The sequence below is a fragment of the Ideonella sp. P3_A4 genome (assembly GCF_056403075.1).
In genome coordinates this window covers 1-19,316 of the sequence record NZ_JBFUGE010000065.1, presented here as the reverse complement: position 1 = coordinate 19,316, position 19,316 = coordinate 1, and the positions used below count along the sequence as shown (strand labels likewise).

Here is a 19,316-nt window from a genome sequence, read left to right as displayed (position 1 = left end):
GCACGGTGTCGTGCTGCATATCGGCCACCGTGCGCCCGGGCACGTTGTAAAGCACCATCGGGATGTCCACCGCTTCGGAGATCGCTTTGAAGTGGCGGTAGATGCCTTCCTGCGAAGGCTTGTTGTAGTAGGGCACGACCTGCAACGTGCAGTCGGCGCCGACCTCCTTCGCGTAGCGCGACAGGTTGATCGCCTCGGCGGTCGAGTTTGCGCCCGCGCCGGCCATGATGGGCACGCGGCCCGCCGCATGCTCGACGGCGACGCGGATGATCTCGCAGTGCTCTTCCACCGACACGGTGGCCGATTCACCGGTGGTGCCGACCACGCCGATGCAGTCGGTGCCTTCGGCAATGTGCCAGTCGATCAGGGCGCGCAGCGCGGCGTAATCCACGCTGCCGTCCTCGTGCATCGGCGTCACCAGGGCGACGATGCTGCCAACAATCGGTTTCATCAGGGTTCCTTGCAACCGGCCGATTTTAGCCACCTGGCGAGCGGCTCCCGACCAGGCGCGGCGCGGCGGCCTCCAGGCCCGCGCCGGGGCGCTGGGCGACCACGCGCTGCACGATGCGCGGCGGGGCGGCCAACTGGCCACTTTCGTAGGCCACAACGCCCAGGCCCAGCTGCGCGCTGACACGCAGCAGCTCGCCCGGTTGCAACAGGAAATCAGGCCGTGAGGGCCGTCCCAGCCGCTCGTGGCCGATGGCAAAGGTTTCGTAAAGTAGCCACCCGCCTGGCGCAACAGCTGCGCCGATCGCGGGCCAGAGCGGCCGCCAGAGGTAGTTCGTGACCAGCACCCCATCGAAAGTGCGCTCGTCCAGCGGCCACGGGCCGTTTTCGATGTCGGCGACGATCACCTCGGCCACCGGGCGCAAGGGGTCCACAGCGGCGGCGTCGCGGTCGACCGCGGTCACCCGAAAGCCCTGATCTGCCAGCCAGCGCACGTGGCGCCCGCCTCCGCAGGCCAGATCCAGCACCGTGCCGCCAGCCGGCAGCAGATGAGCCCAGCGCAGCAGCCAGTCGCTCGGTGGTCCGCTGCCGTGCATCAGAAGCAGGCCCAGACGCGGTTCGCCAGGTCGAGCACCGTGTGCGGGTTTTGATACGCCATGAAGACCAACGCCAGCAGCACGCCGGCACCGGCCAGGGCGGCCCGGCGCAGCCAGAAATGCCACACGCTCATACGACGGCGGGCTGCGGCGCCAGCCGCACGATCGGCGTCTCACGCACCGGCAGGTTGGCCAGCGCGGCGAACACGCCCAGCGCGATCGCCAGGTACCAGACGATGTCGTAGCTGCCGGTGGTGTCGTACAGCCGGCCGCCCAGCCACACGCCCATGAACGAGCCGACCTGGTGGCTGAAGAAGACCAAGCCGCCGAGCATCGACATGTACTGCACGCCGAAGATCTGCGCCACCACCGCGTTGGTCGGCGGCACGGTGGACAACCACAGGAAGCCCATCACCGACGCGAACACGTACACACTGGCAGGGCTGAGTGGGACGGTCAGAAATGCAACGATCGCCACCGAGCGCGCCAAGTAGATGGCCGACAGGATGTGCCGCTTGGCCAGCCGTTGGCCCAACACGCCGGCGGTGTAGGTGCCGAAGACATTGAACAAGCCGATCAGCGCCAGTGCGGTGGTGGCCACGTCGGGCGACAGGCCCTTGTCTTTCAGGTAACTCGGCATGTGCACGCCGATGAAGACCACCTGGAAGCCGCAGACGAAGTAGCCGGCCATCAGCCAGCGGAAGCTCGGGTAGGCCATCGCTTCCTTCAGCGCGGCGCCAATGCTCTGCTGCGGGCCGCTGGGCGCGGACTGGGTCGGCTCGCGCAGGCCAATGGCCAACGGCGCAATCGCCAATGCGAGGCAGCCGAGCACGAACAGCGCGCTTTGCCAGCCCCAGGCGCCGATCAGCCAGTTCTCCACCGGCACCATCAGGAACTGGCCGAACGAGCCCGCCGCAGCGGCGACGCCCATCGCCCACGAGCGCTTTTCCGGCGCCACATTGCGGCCGATCACGCCGTAGACCACCGCGTAGGTGGTGCCCGATTGCGCCATGCCCAGCAGCAGCCCGGTGGTGCCTGTGAAGGCCAGGCCCGAGGTCGATAACGCCATGCCGACCAGGCCGGCCGCATAGAGCAACGAACCGACCACCAACACTCGGAAGGCGCCGAACTTGTCGGCCAGCATGCCGGCAAACGGCCCGGCCACGCCCCAGGCGATGTTCTGGATCGCGATCGCGAAGGCAAAGGTCTCACGCGTCCAGCCCCGGTCCATCGTGATCGGCGCCAGCCACAGCCCGAAGCCGTGCCGGATGCCCATGGACAGGGTGACGATGGCGGCGCCGCAGATCAGCACCTGTGTCATCGACAGCTTTTCAGAGGTAGGCTGGGTGGTCATCGGGGCAATTTAGCGGAAGAATCATCGCCCCATGGGGCGTGGGCGGATGCGGGCCTGCAGACCAGGATTGCAATTTCGCGAGGAGGAGCGTGTATGGCAAGCGTGTTGGTGCTGGGCAGTGGCGTGATCGGGACGAGCATTGCCTACTACGCGGCAAAGGCGGGTCACCAGGTGACGGTGATCGACCGCCAGGGCGCCCCGGCGCTCGAGACCAGCTTCGCGAATGCCGGCGAGGTTTCGCCCGGCTACTCGTCGCCTTGGGCCGGCCCCGGCGTGCCGAAGAAGGCCATCCAGTGGATGTTGATGAAGCACAGTCCGCTGGTGATCTGGCCGCTGCTCGACCCCTCGATGTGGCGCTGGGGCTGGCGCATGCTGATGAATTGCACCGAGAAGGCCTATGCGCTCAACAAGAGCCGCATGGTGCCGATCGCCGAGTACAGCCGCGACTGCCTGAAGGCGCTGCGCGCCGAGACCGGCATCGCCTACGACGACCGCGCGATGGGCACGCTGCAGCTCTTTCGCACCCAGCAGCAGCTCGACGGCACGGCCAAGGACATCGAGATCCTGAAACAGTACGGCGTGCCCTACGAGATCCTCGACAAGCCGGGCTTCGTGGCGGTAGAGCCGGCGCTGCACCTGACACAGGACAAGTTCGTCGGCGCGCTGCGTCTGCCGGGTGACGAGACGGGCGACTGCCAGCTGTTCACGACGCGGCTGGCCGGCATGGCCGAGGCGCTGGGTGTGCGCTTCCTGTTCAACAACACGATCCGCCGCTTGGTGCATGACGGACAGCGCATCACCGGCGTCGAGACGAGCGCCGGCAGGCTGCAGGCCGACCACTACGTGGCCGCGCTCGGCAGCTTCACGCCGAAGATGGTCAAGCCGTTGGGGCTGGACCTGCCGGTCTACCCGATCAAGGGGTACTCGATCACCGTGCCGATCACCAACCCACGCGGTGCGCCCGAATCGACCATCATGGACGAGACGCACAAGGTGGCCGTCACGCGGCTGGGTAGCCGCATCCGCGTCGGCGGCACGGCCGAAATCGCCGGCTTCAGCCTCGCGCTGCGTGAACCTCGCCGCGAGACGCTGACCCATGTGGTCACCGACTTGTTCCCGACAGGCGGCGACGTGTCCAAAGCCAGTTTCTGGTGCGGCCTGCGCCCGATGACGCCCGACGGGACGCCGCTGGTCGGCCCGACAAAGGTGCCCAACCTGCTGCTGGCCACTGGCCACGGCACGCTGGGCTGGACCATGGCCGCGGGCACCGGCCGGGTCATCGCCGACCTGGTTTCAGGCCGGAAACCCGAGATCTCGCTCGACGGGCTGACGCTGGACCGCTACCGCTGAAGGCGCAGGCCCTCGGCCGGCGGCAGCTTTACACGGCCTGACCRCCGGCAGGGGGCTTTGGTCCGGGAGGGCCGACCCGCCTCCCTAGAATCACGCCCCTATGGCTCAGACACCCGTGAACTACGGTGAGGCGTCGATCCGCGTGCTGARGGGCTTGGAGCCCGTCAAGCAGCGGCCCGGCATGTACACCCGTACCGACAACCCCTTGCACATCGTGCAAGAAGTGATCGACAACGCCGCCGACGAAGCACTCGCCGGCTTTGGCAAACGCATCGCCGTCACCCAACACACCGACGGCTCGGTCAGCGTCGACGACGACGGCCGCGGCATCCCCTTTGGCCTGCATCCGGAAGAAAAGGTGCCGGTGGTCGAGATCGTCTTCACCCGGCTGCACGCCGGCGGCAAGTTCGACAAAGGCTCAGGCGGCGCCTACAGCTTCTCCGGTGGCCTGCACGGCGTGGGCGTCAGCGTGACCAACGCGCTGGCCAAGCGGCTGCAGGTGGCGGTTTGGCGCGAAGGCCAGTGCGCGAGCCTGGCCTTCTCGGGCGGCGATGTGATCGAGCCGCTGGTCACGCGCAAGTCGGTGTCCGGCGAGCGCAAGCAAGGCACCTCGGTGCGCGTGTGGCCCGACGCCAAGTATTTCGAGAGCGCCGAGCTGCCGCGCCACGAGCTGATGCACCTGCTGCGCAGCAAGGCGGTGCTGATGCCCGGCGTGACGGTCACGCTGACGAGCGAGAAGACCGGCGAAACGCAGACCTGGCTCTACAAGGGCGGCCTGCGCGACTACCTGCAGCAGTCGCTGCCGGCGGACCCGATGATCCCGCTGTTCGAAGGCGAGCACTACGCTGGCGAGGGCGAGACCGAAAACTTCGCCGAGGGCGAGGGGGCAGCCTGGTGCGTGGCCTTCACCGAAGAAGGTGGCTTGCTGCGTGAGAGCTACGTCAACCTGATCCCGACGGTGGCCGGCGGCAYGCACGAGGCGGGCCTGAAGGACGGCCTGTTCGGCGCGATCAAGGGCTTCATCGAGATGCACTCGCTGCTGCCCAAGGGCGTCAAGCTGATGCCTGAAGACGTGTTCTCGCGCGCCAGCTTCGTGCTGAGTGCGAAGGTGCYGGACCCGCAGTTCCAGGGCCAGATCAAGGAGCGCTTGAATAGCCGCGATGCGCTTCGCCTCGTCTCAGCCTACGTCAAACCTGCGCTCGAGCTGTGGCTCAGCCAGCATGTGGACTACGGCAAGAAGCTGGCCGAGCTGGTGATCAAGCAGGCGCAGACCCGCCAGCGCGCGAGCCAGAAGGTGGAGAAGCGCAAGGGCTCGGGCGTGGCCGTGCTGCCCGGCAAGCTCACCGATTGCGAGAGTCGCGATCTGGCGCTGAACGAGGTGTTTCTCGTCGAGGGTGACTCGGCCGGCGGCTCGGCCAAGATGGGCCGCAACAAAGAGACCCAGGCCATCCTGCCGCTGCGCGGCAAGGTGCTGAACGCCTGGGAAGTCGAGCGCGACCTGCTGTTCAAGAACAACGAGATCCACGACATCGCGGTCGCTGTCGGCGTCGACCCGCATGGGCCGAACGACTCACCCGACATGTCGGGCCTGCGCTACGGCAAGATCTGCATCCTGTCGGACGCGGACGTGGACGGCTCGCACATCCAGGTGCTGCTGCTCACGCTGTTCTACCGCCACTTCCCGAAGCTGATCGAGACCGGCCACATCTACGTGGCCAAGCCGCCGTTGTTCCGCCTGGATGCTCCGGCGCGTGGCAAGAAGCCCGCGGCCAAGCTCTATGCCTTGGACGAGGGCGAACTGGAAGCCTCGCTGGACAAGCTGCGCAAGGAAGGCGCCCGCGAGAACAGCTGGACCATCAGCCGCTTCAAGGGCCTGGGCGAAATGAACGCCGAGCAGCTGTGGGACACCACGCTGAACCCCGACACCCGCCGGCTGCTGCGCGTGGGCTACGGCGCGCTCGACAGCGCGGCCACCACCGAATCGCTGACCAAGCTGATGGGCAAGGGCGAAGCGCAGGCGCGGCGAGAGTTGATGGAACTGCACGGTGACTCGGTTGAGGTGGACATTTGATGGTGTCTCGCGTGTTGCTGCGRCCGACGATGGTGTCGGACCTGGATGCTGTCGTCGCGATCGAGCGCGACCAGCAGAACCTGCCGTTCATCACGCCGTGGGATCGCACGCAGCACGAGGGCGCGATCCGCTTCCCCGACTTTCGCCACTTCATCGTCGAAGCGGGCGACAGCCATGACCGGCTCGGCTTCGTGATCCTGCAGGGTTGCCGCAACCAGCACCGCAGCGTCGAGCTGAAGCGCATCGTGTTGCAGACCAAGGGCCAGGGCTTGGGCCGCGCCTGCGTACRGCGCCTGAAGGCGATGGCCTTCAGCGACCTGGGCGCGCACCGCTTCTGGCTCGACGTGAAGTCGCTCAACACCCGTGCGCTGGCGTTGTACGAGAGCGAGGGCTTCGTCACCGAGGGCCGCCTGCGCGAAAGCGTGCGGGTCGAGATCGACGGCGCCGACGGCTACGACACGCTGGTCGTGATGAGCCTGCTGGACCGCGAGTACCAGGCCCGCCGTGCGATGGGGCTGGAAGCCCCGCTGGAGGGGCTGACGTGAGATTCGCGCTGCTCGCCTTGCTGCTGTCGGCCGCGCTCTCCGCGCAGGCCGCGGGCAATGAAGTCTGGGGTTATGTCGACGGTGCCGGCGTCGCACATCTGGCCGACCACGCGGTGGACTCGCGCTACACGCCGGTGCTGCGCGACCGCGAAGCGACCGAGGCCGGCCGTGTGCCCGGCAAGACGATGACGCGCAGCAAGCTGCTGACCTGGCTGGAGTTCGCACCCGAGGTCAAGGCGGCACAGCCCTGGCTGCGCGAGGCTGAGCTGGCCACAGGCGTCGACGCCGAGCTGCTGAAGGCGGTGATCACGGTCGAATCGGGCTACAAGGGCGACAGCGTGTCGCCCAAGGGGGCGGTCGGTCTGATGCAGATCACACCGGCCACGGCTGAGCGCTACCTGACTCGCCAGGAAACGGCAGCCCGACCGGTGGATGAGCACTTGCGTGATGCGCGCAGCAACATCTTGATCGGCGCGCGCATGCTCGCCGACCTGTCACGCCGCTTCGGTGGCGTGCACCTGGCGTTGGCTGCCTGGAACGCCGGCGAAGGCCGTGTGCGCCAAAGCGGCGGGCAGATGCCTGAGATCGACGAGACCCGCTCGCACGTGCACATGGTGCTGGAGCTTTATTGGGCGCTGCTGCAGCAGCGCCAGCTGGGCCGGGCGCGCGAGCTGCGCCTGGCCGGCCCGGTGGTCAGTGTGGAGCCTGGCGCCCATTGACCCGGCCGCCGCGCCACCACGCGCCGGCGTTGAACGAATCCTCTGAAAAGCATGACGATGGAACAGACCCCTTTGACCTTTACGCCCGACGGTGGAGACGGCGGCAGCAGTGACGCGATCACGCTGGCCCACTACGCCGAACGCGCCTACCTCGAATACGCGCTCAGCGTGGTCAAGGGCCGCGCGCTGCCGGATGTGTGCGACGGCTCGAAGCCGGTGCAGCGCCGCATCCTCTACGCGATGGACCGCCTCGGCCTCGGCTTCACGACGGCCAGTGGCCCCAAGCCGGTCAAGTGCGCCAAGGTCGTCGGCGATGTGCTGGGCAAATACCACCCGCACAGCGACCAGGCAGCCTACGACGCGCTGGTGCGCATGGCGCAGAACTTCAGCTTGCGCTACCCGCTGATCGACGGCCAAGGCAACTTCGGCAGCCGTGACGGCGACGGCGCCGCGGCGATGCGCTACACCGAAGCGCGGCTGGCGCCGATTGCCCGCCTGCTGCTCGACGAGATCGACGAGGGCACGGTCGACTTCATGCCGAACTACGACGGCAGCGAAGAAGAGCCACGCCTGTTGCCGGCGCGTCTGCCGTTCTCGCTGCTCAACGGCGCATCGGGCATCGCGGTGGGCCTGGCGACCGAGATCCCCAGCCACAACCTGCGCGAGGTGGCGGCCGCTGCGGTGGCGCTGATCCGCAACGAGAAGCTGTCGGACGACGAGCTGTACACGATGCTGCCGGGGCCCGACTTCCCGGGTGGCGGCCAGATCATCTCCAGCGCGGCTGAGATTCGCGCCACCTATGCCAGCGGCCGCGGCAGCCTGAAGGTGCGGGCCTGCTGGAAGATCGAAGACCTGGCGCGCGGCCAGTGGCAGCTGGTGGTCACCGAGCTGCCGCCTGGCAGCAGCTCGCAGAAGGTGCAGGAAGAGGTCGAAGAGCTGATCAACCCGAAGGTCAAGGCCGGCAAGAAGGCCCTGACCGCCGAGCAGACGCAGCTGAAGGCGGCCGTGCTGGCGGTGCTGGACACGATGCGCGACGAGTCCAGCAAGGACGCGCCGGTGCGGTTGGTGTTCGAGCCCAAGAGCCGCACGGTCGAGCAGCAGGAGCTGATCACCACGCTGCTGGCGCACACCAGCCTCGAATCGAGCGTGCCGATCAATCTGACGATGGTCGGCATCGATGGCCGGCCGACGCAGAAGAGCCTGCGCCAGATGCTGGTCGAGTGGATCGCCTTCCGCCAGACGACGGTGCAGCGCCGCTCGCAGCACCGGTTGCAGAAGGTGCTGGACCGCATCCACATCCTCGAAGGCCGGCAGCTGGTGCTGCTGAACATCGACGAGGTGATCCACATCATCCGCCATGCGGACGAGCCGAAGCCGGCGCTGATCGAGCGCTTCAAACTCAGCGACAGGCAGGCCGAAGACATCCTCGAAATCCGCCTGCGTCAGTTGGCGCGGTTGGAAGCGATCAAGATCGAGCAGGAGCTGAAGGGTCTGCGCGAAGACCAGGCCAAGCTGGAGGACATCCTCAGCAGCCCGACGGCGCTGCGCCGCACGATGATCAAGGAGATCGAGGCCGACACGAAACAGTTCGGCGACGAGCGCCGCACGCTGATCCAGGAAGAAAAGCGCGCGGTGGCCGAGGTGAAGATCGTCGACGAGCCGGTCACGGTGATCGTCAGCCTGAAGGGCTGGGTGCGCGCGCTGAAGGGCCACGAGGTGGACGTGGCGGCGCAGACCTTCAAGGCGGGCGACAGCTTGTACGGTGCGTTCCCGTGCCGCTCGGTCGACACGCTGTTCGTGTTCGGCAGCAACGGCCGCGTCTACAACGTGGCGGTGGCCGGCCTGCCGGGCGGCCGCGGTGACGGGCAGCCGATCACCTCGCTGATCGACCTGGAAACCGGCTCGCAACCGGCGCATTACTTTGCCGGCGCGGCTGAGGCGACGCTGTTGCTGGCCAACACCGGCGGCTTCGGCCTGCTGGCGCGCTGCGCCGATCTGGCCACACGCCAGCGCGGCGGCAAGAGCTTCCTGACGCTGGAGGACAAGGAGCACGTGCTGCCGCCGTCCGTCGTCGGGCAGACCCACGGGCAGGTGGCTTGCCTGTCGCTGAGTGGCCGGCTGCTGGTCTACCCGCTGAGCGAGCTGAAGCTCCAGTCCAAGGGCGGCCGTGGCCTGACACTGATGGATGTCGATGCGAAGGACCCGCTGCTGTCGGTGACGACCTGCGGTGAGTCGCTGCGCGTGCTCGGCACAGGTCGCGGCGGCAAGGCGAAGGACGAACCGTTGAAGGGCGCCTCGCTCGCCAGCCATGTGGGCAAGCGCGCGCGCAAGGGCCACAAGGTCGAGGGCATCCTGAAGCCGCTGCGCGTGCTGGCTGGCTGATTGTGCAAGCGCCGCGGCTGCGCCAGCTCAGGCGTGGTGCGGCGCCATCTGCGCCGGCGACTCGGCGCGAAACTGCGCCGGGTCGCGCGGCTCGCGCCCGAGCAGGTCGCGGATTGCCGAGGCGTCGGCTGTGTTGTCGGCGCACAGCAGCGCCAGCGTCTGGCTACCCCACGGCGTGACYGGGCAGGCGTCGCCCAGGCGGGCGCTGGCGCGCGTCAGCCATTCCGGCAGGGCCAGCGTGCGGGCGGCACGGCGACCGCGGGAGGTGCGTAATTCGGCAATGAAGTCGGCCAGGCTCATCGCCCGCGGGCCGACGACCGCGACGCTGCCGTTGAACGCACGGCGAGCACCCAGCAACTGCACCGCGGCCTGCGCGAGATCGTCCACATGCACGGGCTGGATGCGCGACCGCAGCGCCGGCCCCGGCAAGGGGAGCAACGGCGACAAGGCCAGCGCATCGAACAGGCTGGCGCTGGCCCCACCAAGGCCATAGACCACGCTGGGGCGCAGCACCACACCGTCCAGCTGACCGGCGTCGGTCCGTTCCTGCAACTGCAACTCGGCCGCGCGCTTGGTGCGCGCGTAGGGCGTGTCGTTGGCATCGATACCCAGCGCCGAGACATGCAGCACCCGCCTCACGCCTGCCTGCGCGCAGGCGGCGAACAGCGCCATAGGTGTCAGCAGGTGCACGGCTGCGATCGGCCGGCGTGGTGTGTCACGCAGCACGCCCACTGCATTGACCACCGCGTCGATGCCGGCCAGGCGCGGCAGCCAGGCTGCGGCAGTGGTGTCGCGCGCAAAGTCCACCCGCAGTTCACCCGGTCCCGGTGGGCCCGAGACGGTGGCCAGCACCTCGTGTCCTGCTGCACGCAAGGCGGCGGCGATGTGTCGGCCGATGAAGCCGCGCGCGCCACAAAGCAAGACCTTCATGATGTGCTCCTTGCGGTGTTGGCCACGGCGGGTCGCGCCGGAGCGGTCGCTGGCGGCGCCAACAGCCGCGCCACCTGCTTCCAGACCTTGCTGGCGATGAACGCGACAGTGGCGAAGACGCCGGCCAGCACCAACCAGAGCGTGCGGCGCAGCGCATCGACCGGGTCGACAGAGTCTTCGAAACGGCCGAAGCTGAGCAGCAGCACCAACGTGCCGCTGACGGCCAGCAGGTAGGCCGAGCGGACCCAGAACTCGGCGCCGCCTTCTGCGTCGCAGAAACCGCGCAGCACCTTGACGAGGATCGGCTCGAGGTAGCGCACCGCGACGATAGGCAAGGTGCCGGCCAGTACGAGCGACAGCGTGAATGTGGTGAGAGGGCTCATTGATTTCTCCTTGCTTGATTCAGCGTGTGCAGGAGCCGCCGGGTGTGCAGCGCCGTTGTGCCGCGCGTTCAGCGGCGCGGCGTGTTGCGGTTTCGAACAGCAGGTGGCTGACGACGCGGGGAATGCGGTGGCGGTTGCGGGCCAGCACCGGGTACAGCCTGTCGGCCAGGCGGTCTAGCAGCGGCCAGGTCGTCGGTGCGACAAGCCAGTCGAGGCCGACCGCGCGGTACGCCAGGCGAAACACTTCGACACCGCGCAGCACACGTCCGTCGGCCGTCAGCGCATGGATCAGTTTCAGCAAATCGGCGGTGGTGGTGTCTGGCGGCGGGCTGTCGAAGCCCGGCGCCGAGACATCGACGAAGCGCAGCCTGCCTGCGGTGTCGCGCAGCATCAGGTTGGTCATCTCGCCGTTGCACAGCGCGCAGGCCGACTCGTAGTACAGGGTCAGTGGATAGACGGTGTCTTGCATATCATCTCCTTCTGAAATTTCGGCATAGACAGAAATTAAAGGTCAAAAAAAGGGCCGGTCGTGTCGGCTAGAAGAGAGGGGGTGGCATCGTGGCCGCCTCATTTGGGGCGTTGCCGTCAGGTGCGCGCAAGAACTTCTGCACCTTGGCCCCCAGACCCATCACCTTTTCCAATGTAGCGGGGGTCAGGCGCAGCATCTCGTCGGACCAGGCGCCGAGTGCCTCCATGAAGCGCTGGGTTTCGCGCAGGCGGTCTTGCACGTCCGGCGGCTCATGTTGGAACGAAGGCTGGCTGACCAGTTCTTGCAGCAGGCGCGAGGTGGGGTCGAACTCACGCTCTTTGCGCTCGCGCACGATGGTGCGGAAGAGCTCCCAGACGTCGTGCGAGGTTTCGAAGTAGTCGCGCCGGTCACCCAGCACGTGGGTCACGCGGATCAGCTTCCAGTTCTGCAACTCTTTCAGGCTGGTGCTGACGTTGGAGCGCGCGGCGGCCAGCGTGTCGCTGATGTCTTCGGCGTTCAGCGGCTTGCCGTGGAAGAACAGCAGCGCGTGGATTTGGGCGACGGTGCGGTTGACGCCCCACGCCGAGCCCATCTCACCCCAGTGAACGATGAAGCGGCGGCCGGTATCACTGAGTTCCATGGCTGTCAGCGTAGCAATTCTGTAATTTCTGTCAAGAGAGAAATTATTCATTCAGACATTCAGAACGCAGTTGGCGACGGTTCGTGTAGCGGCCGATGGGGAAACGCCCAGCCTCACGTTAGACGCTCACCCGGGCGTTTCCCCATCGTCCGCTGCCATCCATGGAGTGGGGCAGAGGCGTGCGAATGGCAAAGGTGGAGGCCGCGCGTGGAATGCGAGCGCGGTGCCTTGCCACCAACGTTGACAGCGAGGAAAGGGCATCCGCCCCGGTGAACGTCTAACGAGCGCCGGGGCGGATGCCCTTTCTTCGCCGATCGGCGATCAGCGCGCGTCTCAAGAACAGTGGAGCAGCGTCACCTTCACACGAACACGCCACACCAGCGACGCCCCCGCGGGTTTGACTCCAAGTCGTCGGCTGCACGTGCAGTAGTAGACTGGTCCGATCCAGACGAACGGGGTGCGGCGACAGCGGCAGTGATCCTGGCGCAGACGGCGGCAACTCCGACACACAGGAGACAGCGCCAGTGCGACCCACCAACGTGGCGGATCCGGCCTACTTCCACAAAGTGGTCGACTGCCAATGGGCGTGCCCCGCCCACACGCCGGTTCCCGAATACATCCGGCTGATCGCGCAGGGGCGTTACGACGACGCCTACATGGTCAACTGGGTCTCGAATGTCTTCCCCGGCATTCTGGGTCGAACGTGCGACCGCCCCTGTGAACCCGCCTGCCGGCGCGGCCGCGTTGAAGAGCGCAACGCCGAGAAACCCGAGCCAGTGGCCATCTGCCGGCTCAAGCGCGTAGCGGCCGACTTCAAGGGCGACGAGGTTCGAGCGCGCATGCCGCGGCCCGAAGCGAAGAACGGCAAGCGTGTGGCCTGTGTCGGCGCCGGGCCGGCTTCGTTGACCGTGGCGCGCGACCTTGCGACGCAAGGCTACGAGGTCACCGTGTTCGATGGCGATGCCAAGCCCGGCGGCTTCATGCGCACCCAGGTGCCGCGCTTCCGCTTGCCCGAAACGGTGATCGACGAGGAGTGCGGCTACATCCTCGGATTGGGTGTCGAGTTCCGCAGCGGCCAGTACATCGGCTCGATGAAGGCACTGCTGGCCGAAGGCTGGGACGCGGTCTTCGTCGGCTCTGGTGCGCCGCGCGGACGCGACCTGCACATCCCCGGGCGCGACGAAGCGAAAGAGCAGATCCACATCGGCATCGACTGGTTGTCGTCGGTCTCGTTCGGCCATGTGACCAAAGTGGCGCCACGCGTGATCGTGCTTGGCGGTGGCAACACCGCCATGGACTGCTGCAGATCGGCGCGAAGGCTCGGTTCTTCCGACGTGAAGGTGGTCGTGCGCAGCGGCTTCGAGGAGATGAAAGCCTCGCCGTGGGAGAAGGAAGACGCGATGCACGAAGGCATCCCGATCCTCAACTACCACGTGCCGAAGTCGTTCGAGATCGAGGATGGCAAGCTCACCGGCATGCGCTTCGAGATCGTCGAGGCGCGATACGACGCCAAGGGCAAGCGCGAGTTGGTGCCGACCGGCCTGCCGGATGTCGTGCTGCCCTGCGACGAGGTGCTGATCGCGGTCGGCCAGGAGAATGCCTTCCCGTGGATCGAGCCGGACTGCGGCATCACCTTCGACAAGTGGGGCCTGCCGGTGGTCGGCGAGAAGACGATGCAGTCCAGCCTGCCGCAGGTCTTCTTCGGCGGTGATGCGGCGTTTGGGCCGAAAAACATCATCACCGCGGTCGCCCACGGCCACGAGGCGGCGGTGTCGATCGACAAATTCCTGCACGCCGAATCGGTGGCCGACCGGCCGCCGCCGCACGTGAACCTGATGTCGCAGAAGATGGGCATCCACGAGTGGAGCTACGACAACGACGTATCGAATGATCTGCGCAACAAGGTGCCGTGGACGGCGGCCGAGAAAGCGCTCGCGAGTATCCGCGTCGAGGTGGAATTGGGCTTCGACGCCGCGACCGCGTTCAAGGAAGCGCAGCGCTGCCTGAACTGCGATGTGCAGACGGTGTTCACCGAGAAGGCCTGCATCGAGTGCGATTCGTGCGTCGACATCTGCCCGATGGACTGCATCAGCTTCACGGCCAACGGTGACGAGGCTGATCTGCGCGGCCGGCTGCAAGCGCCAGCGCCAAACGCCGAGCAAGACCTGTATGTCAGCGGCCCGTTGAAGACAGCGCGCGTGATGGTGAAAGACGAAGACGTTTGCCTGCACTGCGGGTTGTGCGCCGAGCGATGTCCAACCGGGGCGTGGGACATGCAGAAGTTCTTGCTGCAGACGACGCAGGCCGGCCAGGCGTGCCGCAGCCACGGTGGGCGCCAGGTGGGGATGCACTCGAAATGACGCAGCGCGTAGAAGCAGTCAACGACTTCGTCGTCAAGTTCGCGAACGTCAACGGCTCGGGCTCGGCTTCGGCCAATGAGTTGTTCGCGAAAGCGATCCTGCGCATGGGCGTGCCCGTCAGCCCGCGCAACATTTTCCCCAGCAACATCCAGGGCTTGCCGACGTGGTACGAGGTGCGCGTCAGTGAGGCAGGCTGGTTAGGCCGCCGCGGCGGGGTTGACCTGATGGTCGCGATGAACCCGCAGACCTGGAAGCAGGATGTGGCCGAGGTCGAGCCGGGTGGCTACTTGTTCTACGACAGCACGCGGCCGCTGCCCGACAGCGCCTTCCGAAAGGACATCACCGTGATCGGCATGCCGGTCACCGCGATCTGCAACGCGACCTACGAAGACTCGCGCCAGCGCCAGCTGTTCAAGAACATCATGGTGCTGGGCGCGCTGTCGGCGTTGATGGACATCGACGCGTCGGTGATCGAGAAGCTGTTCTCCGAGCAGTACCGTGGCAAGGAAAAGCTGCTCGAGTCGAACGTGCGTGCGCTGCACGCGGGCCGCGAGTTCGCGCGTGACCATCTCAGCGCGCCGCGCGGGCCGGGCTTGGGCTTGCGTGTACGTCGGGCTGAGGCTGTGGGTGAGCGCATCTTCGTCGACGGCAACAGCGCCGCGGCACTGGGCTGCGTGTACGGCGGCGCCACGGTCTGCGCCTGGTACCCGATCACACCGTCTTCATCGGTCGCCGAGGCCTTCCAGAAGTACTGCGAGAAGTTCCGCGTGAACCCCGAGACTGGCGAGCACCGCTACGCGATCGTGCAGGCCGAAGACGAGATCGCGTCGATTGGCATGGTCACTGGCGCGGGGTGGAACGGCGCACGTGCGTTCACGGCCACCTCGGGCCCGGGTGTGTCGCTGATGACCGAGTTCATCGGCCTCGCGTACTTTGCCGAGATCCCGGTCACGATCATCAACGTGCAGCGCGGCGGCCCGTCCACCGGCATGCCCACGCGCACGCAGCAGGCCGACGTGCTGGCCTGCGCGTACGCGTCGCACGGCGACACCAAGCACGTGCTGCTGTTCCCGCAGGATCCGACCGAATGCTTCGAGTTCGCCGCCACGTCGCTGGACCTGGCCGACCGCTTGCAGACCCCGGTCTTCCTGATGACCGACCTGGACATCGGCATGAACCAGCGTCTCGCCCAGCCCCTGGCCTGGAGCGACGAGCGCCGCTACGACCGCGGCAAGGTGATGACCGCCGACGAGCTGGAAGCCGGCAAGGAATTCGCCCGCTACAAAGATGTGGACGGTGACGGCATCCCCTGGCGCACGCTGCCGGGCACGCATCCGTCCAAGGGCGCCTACTTCACCCGCGGCACCACGCGCGACCCGTACGCGCGCTACTCCGAGGCCGGTGGGGACTACGTCTACAACGTGCAGCGCCTGCTGAAGAAGTTCGCTACCGCGGCCAATCTGGTGCCGGCTCCCGTCGTCCGCGCCGCAGAGCAGAAGACGCGGCTGGGCGTGCTGTACTTCGGCTCCACCGCACCGGCGATGGACGAGGCGCTGCACACGCTGGCAGGCCAGCACGTGCACCTGGATGCGATGCGTCTGCGCGCCTTCCCATTCCCGGCGAGCGTGGCCGAGTTCATCGCCGCGCACGAGCAGGTCTTCGTCGTCGAGCAGAACCGCGACGGCCAGATGCGGCGTTTGCTGGTCGATGAACTCGAGATCGACCCCAAGCGATTGCCGCCGGTGCTGCACTACGACGGCACGCCGATCACTGCGCGCTTCATCACGCAGGCGATCACCGAGCGGGTGCTGGCACTGGCCGTGTCCCCCAAGGGAGCAACGCAAGGGGAGCGCACATGACCTACATCACGAAGCCGAAGCTGCACCATCCCTCGCTGGAGCGCAACGCGGTCGGCTACACGCGGCGCGACTACGAAGGCAAGGTCTCGACGCTGTGCGCCGGCTGCGGCCACGACTCGGTCTCGGCTGCGATTGTGCAGGCCGCGTGGGAGCTGGACATCGCGCCGCACCGCGTGGCCAAGCTGTCGGGCATCGGCTGCTCCAGCAAGACGCCGGACTATTTTCTCGGCGCGAGCCATGGTTTCAACACCGTGCACGGGCGCATGCCCAGCGTGCTGACGGGCGCCAACCTCGCCAACCGTGAGCTGTTGTACCTGGGCGTCTCTGGCGACGGCGACTCCGCATCGATCGGCCTGGGCCAGTTCGCCCACGCGATGCGGCGTGGCGTGCGCATGGTCTACATCGTTGAGAACAACGGTGTCTATGGCCTGACCAAAGGCCAGTTCTCGGCCACCGCCGACCGGGGCTCGACCTCGAAGAAGGGCGTGCCGAACCCGGACGCGCCTGTCGACATGGTGGCGATGGCGCTGCAGCTCGGGGCCACCTACGTGGCGCGCAGCTTCTCGGGCGACAAGGCGCAGATGGTGCCGCTGATCAAAGGTGCGATCGCGCACGGCGGCGCAGCCTTCATCGACATCATCAGCCCCTGCGTGACCTTCAACAACCACTTGGGTAGCACGCGCAGCTACGACTATGTGCGCGAGCACAACGAGGCGGTCAGTCGCATCGACTTCATCGACCCGGCGCCCGAGCAGATTGCCGAGCCCGCGCCGGGTGAATCGATCGAGTTGCCGCAACCCGACGGCAGCACGCTGCGCCTGCGCAAGCTGCACGCCGGCTACGACCCGACCGACAGGGCACGAGCGATGGAGTACCTGATGGCGCAGCAGGCCCTGGGCGAGATCGTCTCGGGGCTGCTGTATGTGGACCCGGATGCCGGCGATCTGCACCAGGCGCTGAAGACCTCGGCCCGGCCGCTCAATGCGTTGGGCGAAGCTGAGCTGTGCCCGGGTACCGCTGCATTGGCCAAGCTGAACGCAGGATTGCGCTGATGTGGCGAGGCGAGGTTGGGAGAGGACACTGCTGACATCACGCTGGCAGTGAGTGGCATGCACGATCGGAGGTCTCAGTGACCACTCGCCGATTCACCTATGTCCGCAGCCGCAGAAAACGTTGCCTCCACTGTTACCCCTGCCGATGAACTGATCGGCACCTATTCCGCCGCGTGGGCTGCTGGCTCGCGGGAAGACATCCTCGCGAACTTGGCGCGCTGCTGGACAGCGCAGAGCAGCTACACCGATCCGATCACGCCTACGACCGTCGGCACCGAAGCTCTGGTCGATGTCATTCAAGAGTTCCAGGCGAAGTTTCCCGGCGCACAGCTGCGACCCGCCAGCGCGCTCGATGTGCACGGGGCTTACGGACGCTTTGCCTGGGTCCTGCTGCTGCCGCAGCCGATGACTGTGGACGGTGTGACCTATGGTCGCGAATTGCCGGGCTTCGATTTCGTGGAGTTCACCGCGGACCGCAGCCACATCTCACGCATCGTCGGCTTCTTCGGACCGCTGGCTTCCGCGGCAGATCATCACTGAGTGCGGCGTCCGATCGCCTTGGCGCACAGGGCCGTGTACCAAGGTCGCCGCGGCTGGTTCCCCCGACGGGCTACTTGGCCGCCGCCACGCGCGTGATCTGCACGCTGACGATCTTCCAGACGCCGTCTTTCTTGGCGTAGATGTCGATGTAGCGGTAGTGGCTCGTCCAGGGCTTGCCGTCCCAGCTGCCGGTCATCTGGGTGCGGCCGCTGAGCAGGGCGGTGTCGCYGTACTGGCGCACCTCGAAGTCTTCGACGGTGTACGGTTCGATCTTCAGCTTCGGCGACATCAGGCCGTCGACGAACGAGGCTTTGGTCTCGATGTCCGCGTCGCCGTCGATCTGGCGAAAGTCTTCGGCCATGTTGGCTTCGATCGCGGCGCGGTCCTTGCGCACGATCGCAGCGTCCCAATCGTTGGACTGTCGGGTCAGTTGGGCCAGGTCGGCCGCGTTCGGTGCGGCGGCCAGGGCAGGCTGGACGAGCGTCATCGTCAGGGCACCAAGCAAGCTGGCGGCCAGGGTTTGCAGGGCGGGGCGGCGAGGCATGTTGATCATGGATTCGAGCGAAATGCTTGTCAGTGGAATTTCAAGGTTCGGGGATGGGCGTGGACTGGCCCGAGACGCACAGCCAATGCCCATCGCGCCGGACGAACACATGGCTGAAGCGCGTGGTGTAGGTGATGACGCCGGTCGGTGCTCGGGCGACCAGACGGCCGATGAACACGGCGGTCTCGCCCAGGTCGAGCACGTGGATCTCGTCGGTGCTGAACTTTTGTGCTGAGCCGCCCTTGGCGAAGATCTGGAACAGCTGGCTTCGGTCGACCACCTGGCCGTTGGCGGCCACGGCGATGAACTCGGGCGCATAGATGCGGCCCAAGGTGCCGAAGTCCTGGATGCGGATCGCTTCCTGCCGCTGGTCTTCGAGCGCACGAAGCTCTTCTTCAGCGGTGGCGGCCGCCGCCAGGGTAGGCAGCAAGGCGACACAGACGGCCAGCAGCAGTGCCGCAAAGCGGCGAGGCGACGACAACAGCGAGAGTTCGACGATCATGGCAGCACCTGGCAACGGCGAGAGTTGCGCACTATAGGCGCTGTCTGGGCGCCTTGGCGGCACCTCAGCCGAGGCTCAGCCGTGCTTGTCGAGCAGGCGCAGCACGGTGTTCCAGTTGCGCGAGGTGGCGGGCAGTCGCAACAGCTTCTCCAGCATCGCGTTGGGGCTGCCGACGGTGTTGCCGTTCTTCTGCACCGTGCTGAAGGCCTCGGCGCCGGTGCAGGCAAAGATGCTGCAATCGCCGCGCGTTGATTCAATGGGCAGCGAGCCCGTGTCGAGCTTGGCCTTGGGATGCAGGAAGGTGATGCAGCAGGCGTAGACCTGCTGCTCGTCCACCTCGGCGAAGGGCTCACCCTTGGCGAGGGTGGCCAATTGCCGCATCGAACGCAGGAACGCAGGTTCGACCAGGCCGCACGAGGCCTGCATCGCCTCGCACGCCGCTGCCAGCACGCTCTTGGCCGCAGCGGCCGAAGCTGCCTCGAACACCATCGTTCCATTGGTCAGGAACGAAGACGCCGACGGCGCGCCAGCGTCAAGAAAGGCCGCCTCGAACTGCGCCTTCGTCGGGCACTT

20 protein-coding genes are annotated in these 19,316 nt (G+C 66.8%); 9 read left to right on the top strand and 11 right to left on the bottom strand.

Annotated elements, in window-relative coordinates; all coding sequences use genetic code 11:
• The 4 genes from AC1DYI_RS09365 to AC1DYI_RS09350 form a co-directional block, all read right to left on the bottom strand.
• On the bottom strand, positions 1-451 hold a 451-nt coding region (locus AC1DYI_RS09365), incomplete at its 3' end, for a dihydrodipicolinate synthase family protein (RefSeq protein ID WP_477203828.1).
• Between the two features lie 25 nt (positions 452-476).
• Entirely contained in the window at positions 477-1,043 is a 567-nt protein-coding gene (locus AC1DYI_RS09360) for a class I SAM-dependent methyltransferase (RefSeq protein ID WP_477203827.1), read from the bottom strand.
• Positions 1,043-1,177, bottom strand: a complete 135-nt coding sequence (locus tag AC1DYI_RS09355; protein ID WP_477203826.1) for a hypothetical protein — start codon at positions 1,175-1,177, stop codon at positions 1,043-1,045. The genes AC1DYI_RS09360 and AC1DYI_RS09355 overlap by 1 nt, the downstream gene beginning before the upstream one ends.
• Complete coding sequence (locus AC1DYI_RS09350; RefSeq protein WP_477203825.1) at positions 1,174-2,397, bottom strand: MFS transporter; 1,224 nt, start codon at positions 2,395-2,397, stop codon at positions 1,174-1,176. Before AC1DYI_RS09350 ends, AC1DYI_RS09355 begins: the two co-directional genes overlap by 4 nt.
• A gap of 93 nt (positions 2,398-2,490) precedes the next feature.
• On the opposite strand from AC1DYI_RS09350, the gene AC1DYI_RS09345 reads away from it, so the two are divergent.
• The 5 genes from AC1DYI_RS09345 to parC all read left to right on the top strand — a co-directional run bounded on the left by AC1DYI_RS09345 (position 2,491) and on the right by parC (position 9,464).
• Positions 2,491-3,747 (top strand): D-amino acid dehydrogenase, encoded by a 1,257-nt coding sequence (locus AC1DYI_RS09345; protein ID WP_477203824.1) that lies wholly within the window; start codon positions 2,491-2,493, stop codon positions 3,745-3,747.
• 100 nt (positions 3,748-3,847) lie between these two features.
• Positions 3,848-5,818 carry a DNA topoisomerase IV subunit B gene (locus tag AC1DYI_RS09340; protein ID WP_477203823.1) on the top strand — a complete coding sequence of 657 codons (1,971 nt, stop codon included), beginning with the start codon at positions 3,848-3,850 and terminating at the stop codon, positions 5,816-5,818.
• Positions 5,818-6,363, top strand: coding sequence for a GNAT family N-acetyltransferase (locus AC1DYI_RS09335; RefSeq protein ID WP_477203822.1), 546 nt, complete (start codon positions 5,818-5,820; stop codon positions 6,361-6,363). The genes AC1DYI_RS09340 and AC1DYI_RS09335 overlap by 1 nt, the downstream gene beginning before the upstream one ends.
• Positions 6,360-7,082, top strand: coding sequence for a lytic transglycosylase domain-containing protein (locus AC1DYI_RS09330; protein ID WP_477203821.1), 723 nt, complete (start codon positions 6,360-6,362; stop codon positions 7,080-7,082). Before AC1DYI_RS09335 ends, AC1DYI_RS09330 begins: the two co-directional genes overlap by 4 nt.
• A 57-nt stretch (positions 7,083-7,139) precedes the next feature.
• Positions 7,140-9,464 (top strand): DNA topoisomerase IV subunit A, encoded by a 2,325-nt coding sequence (gene parC / locus AC1DYI_RS09325; RefSeq protein WP_477203820.1) that lies wholly within the window; start codon positions 7,140-7,142, stop codon positions 9,462-9,464.
• Between the two features lie 27 nt (positions 9,465-9,491).
• Here the strand turns inward: parC and AC1DYI_RS09320 are convergent, their stop codons facing one another.
• From AC1DYI_RS09320 to AC1DYI_RS09305, 4 genes are all read right to left on the bottom strand, one after another.
• Entirely contained in the window at positions 9,492-10,394 is a 903-nt protein-coding gene (locus tag AC1DYI_RS09320) for an NAD-dependent epimerase/dehydratase family protein (protein WP_477203819.1), read from the bottom strand.
• Positions 10,391-10,777: a hypothetical protein gene (locus AC1DYI_RS09315; protein ID WP_477203818.1), complete on the bottom strand. Its 387-nt coding sequence runs from the start codon at positions 10,775-10,777 to the stop codon at positions 10,391-10,393. Before AC1DYI_RS09315 ends, AC1DYI_RS09320 begins: the two co-directional genes overlap by 4 nt.
• A gap of 19 nt (positions 10,778-10,796) precedes the next feature.
• On the bottom strand, positions 10,797-11,246 hold the full coding sequence (locus tag AC1DYI_RS09310) for a thiol-disulfide oxidoreductase DCC family protein (RefSeq protein ID WP_477203817.1): 450 nt from the start codon (positions 11,244-11,246) through the stop codon (positions 10,797-10,799).
• Positions 11,247-11,313: 67 nt separating this feature from the next.
• Positions 11,314-11,886, bottom strand: coding sequence for a GbsR/MarR family transcriptional regulator (locus tag AC1DYI_RS09305; protein ID WP_477203816.1), 573 nt, complete (start codon positions 11,884-11,886; stop codon positions 11,314-11,316).
• A gap of 524 nt (positions 11,887-12,410) precedes the next feature.
• Between AC1DYI_RS09305 and AC1DYI_RS09300 the strand changes: the two genes are divergently transcribed.
• The 4 genes from AC1DYI_RS09300 (at position 12,411) to AC1DYI_RS09285 (ending at position 17,697) form a co-directional block, all read left to right on the top strand.
• On the top strand, positions 12,411-14,246 hold the full coding sequence (locus AC1DYI_RS09300; RefSeq protein WP_477203815.1) for an FAD-dependent oxidoreductase: 1,836 nt from the start codon (positions 12,411-12,413) through the stop codon (positions 14,244-14,246).
• Entirely contained in the window at positions 14,243-16,105 is a 1,863-nt protein-coding gene (locus tag AC1DYI_RS09295) for a 2-oxoacid:acceptor oxidoreductase subunit alpha (RefSeq protein WP_477203814.1), read from the top strand. Before AC1DYI_RS09300 ends, AC1DYI_RS09295 begins: the two co-directional genes overlap by 4 nt.
• A complete protein-coding gene (locus AC1DYI_RS09290) occupies positions 16,102-17,157 on the top strand; it encodes a 2-oxoacid:ferredoxin oxidoreductase subunit beta (protein WP_477203813.1) in 1,056 nt (351 codons plus the stop codon). Before AC1DYI_RS09295 ends, AC1DYI_RS09290 begins: the two co-directional genes overlap by 4 nt.
• A gap of 99 nt (positions 17,158-17,256) precedes the next feature.
• Positions 17,257-17,697: a nuclear transport factor 2 family protein gene (locus AC1DYI_RS09285; RefSeq protein ID WP_477203812.1), complete on the top strand. Its 441-nt coding sequence runs from the start codon at positions 17,257-17,259 to the stop codon at positions 17,695-17,697.
• A gap of 70 nt (positions 17,698-17,767) precedes the next feature.
• On the opposite strand, the gene AC1DYI_RS09280 is transcribed toward AC1DYI_RS09285, so the two are convergent.
• The 3 genes from AC1DYI_RS09280 to AC1DYI_RS09270 form a co-directional block, all read right to left on the bottom strand.
• A complete protein-coding gene (locus AC1DYI_RS09280) occupies positions 17,768-18,241 on the bottom strand; it encodes a nuclear transport factor 2 family protein (RefSeq protein ID WP_477203811.1) in 474 nt (157 codons plus the stop codon).
• 40 nt (positions 18,242-18,281) lie between these two features.
• On the bottom strand, positions 18,282-18,743 hold the full coding sequence (locus AC1DYI_RS09275; protein ID WP_477203810.1) for a nuclear transport factor 2 family protein: 462 nt from the start codon (positions 18,741-18,743) through the stop codon (positions 18,282-18,284).
• A 75-nt stretch (positions 18,744-18,818) separates the two neighbouring features.
• A partial coding sequence (locus tag AC1DYI_RS09270; RefSeq protein WP_477203809.1) for a DUF1697 domain-containing protein occupies positions 18,819-19,316 on the bottom strand: 498 nt, incomplete at its 5' end.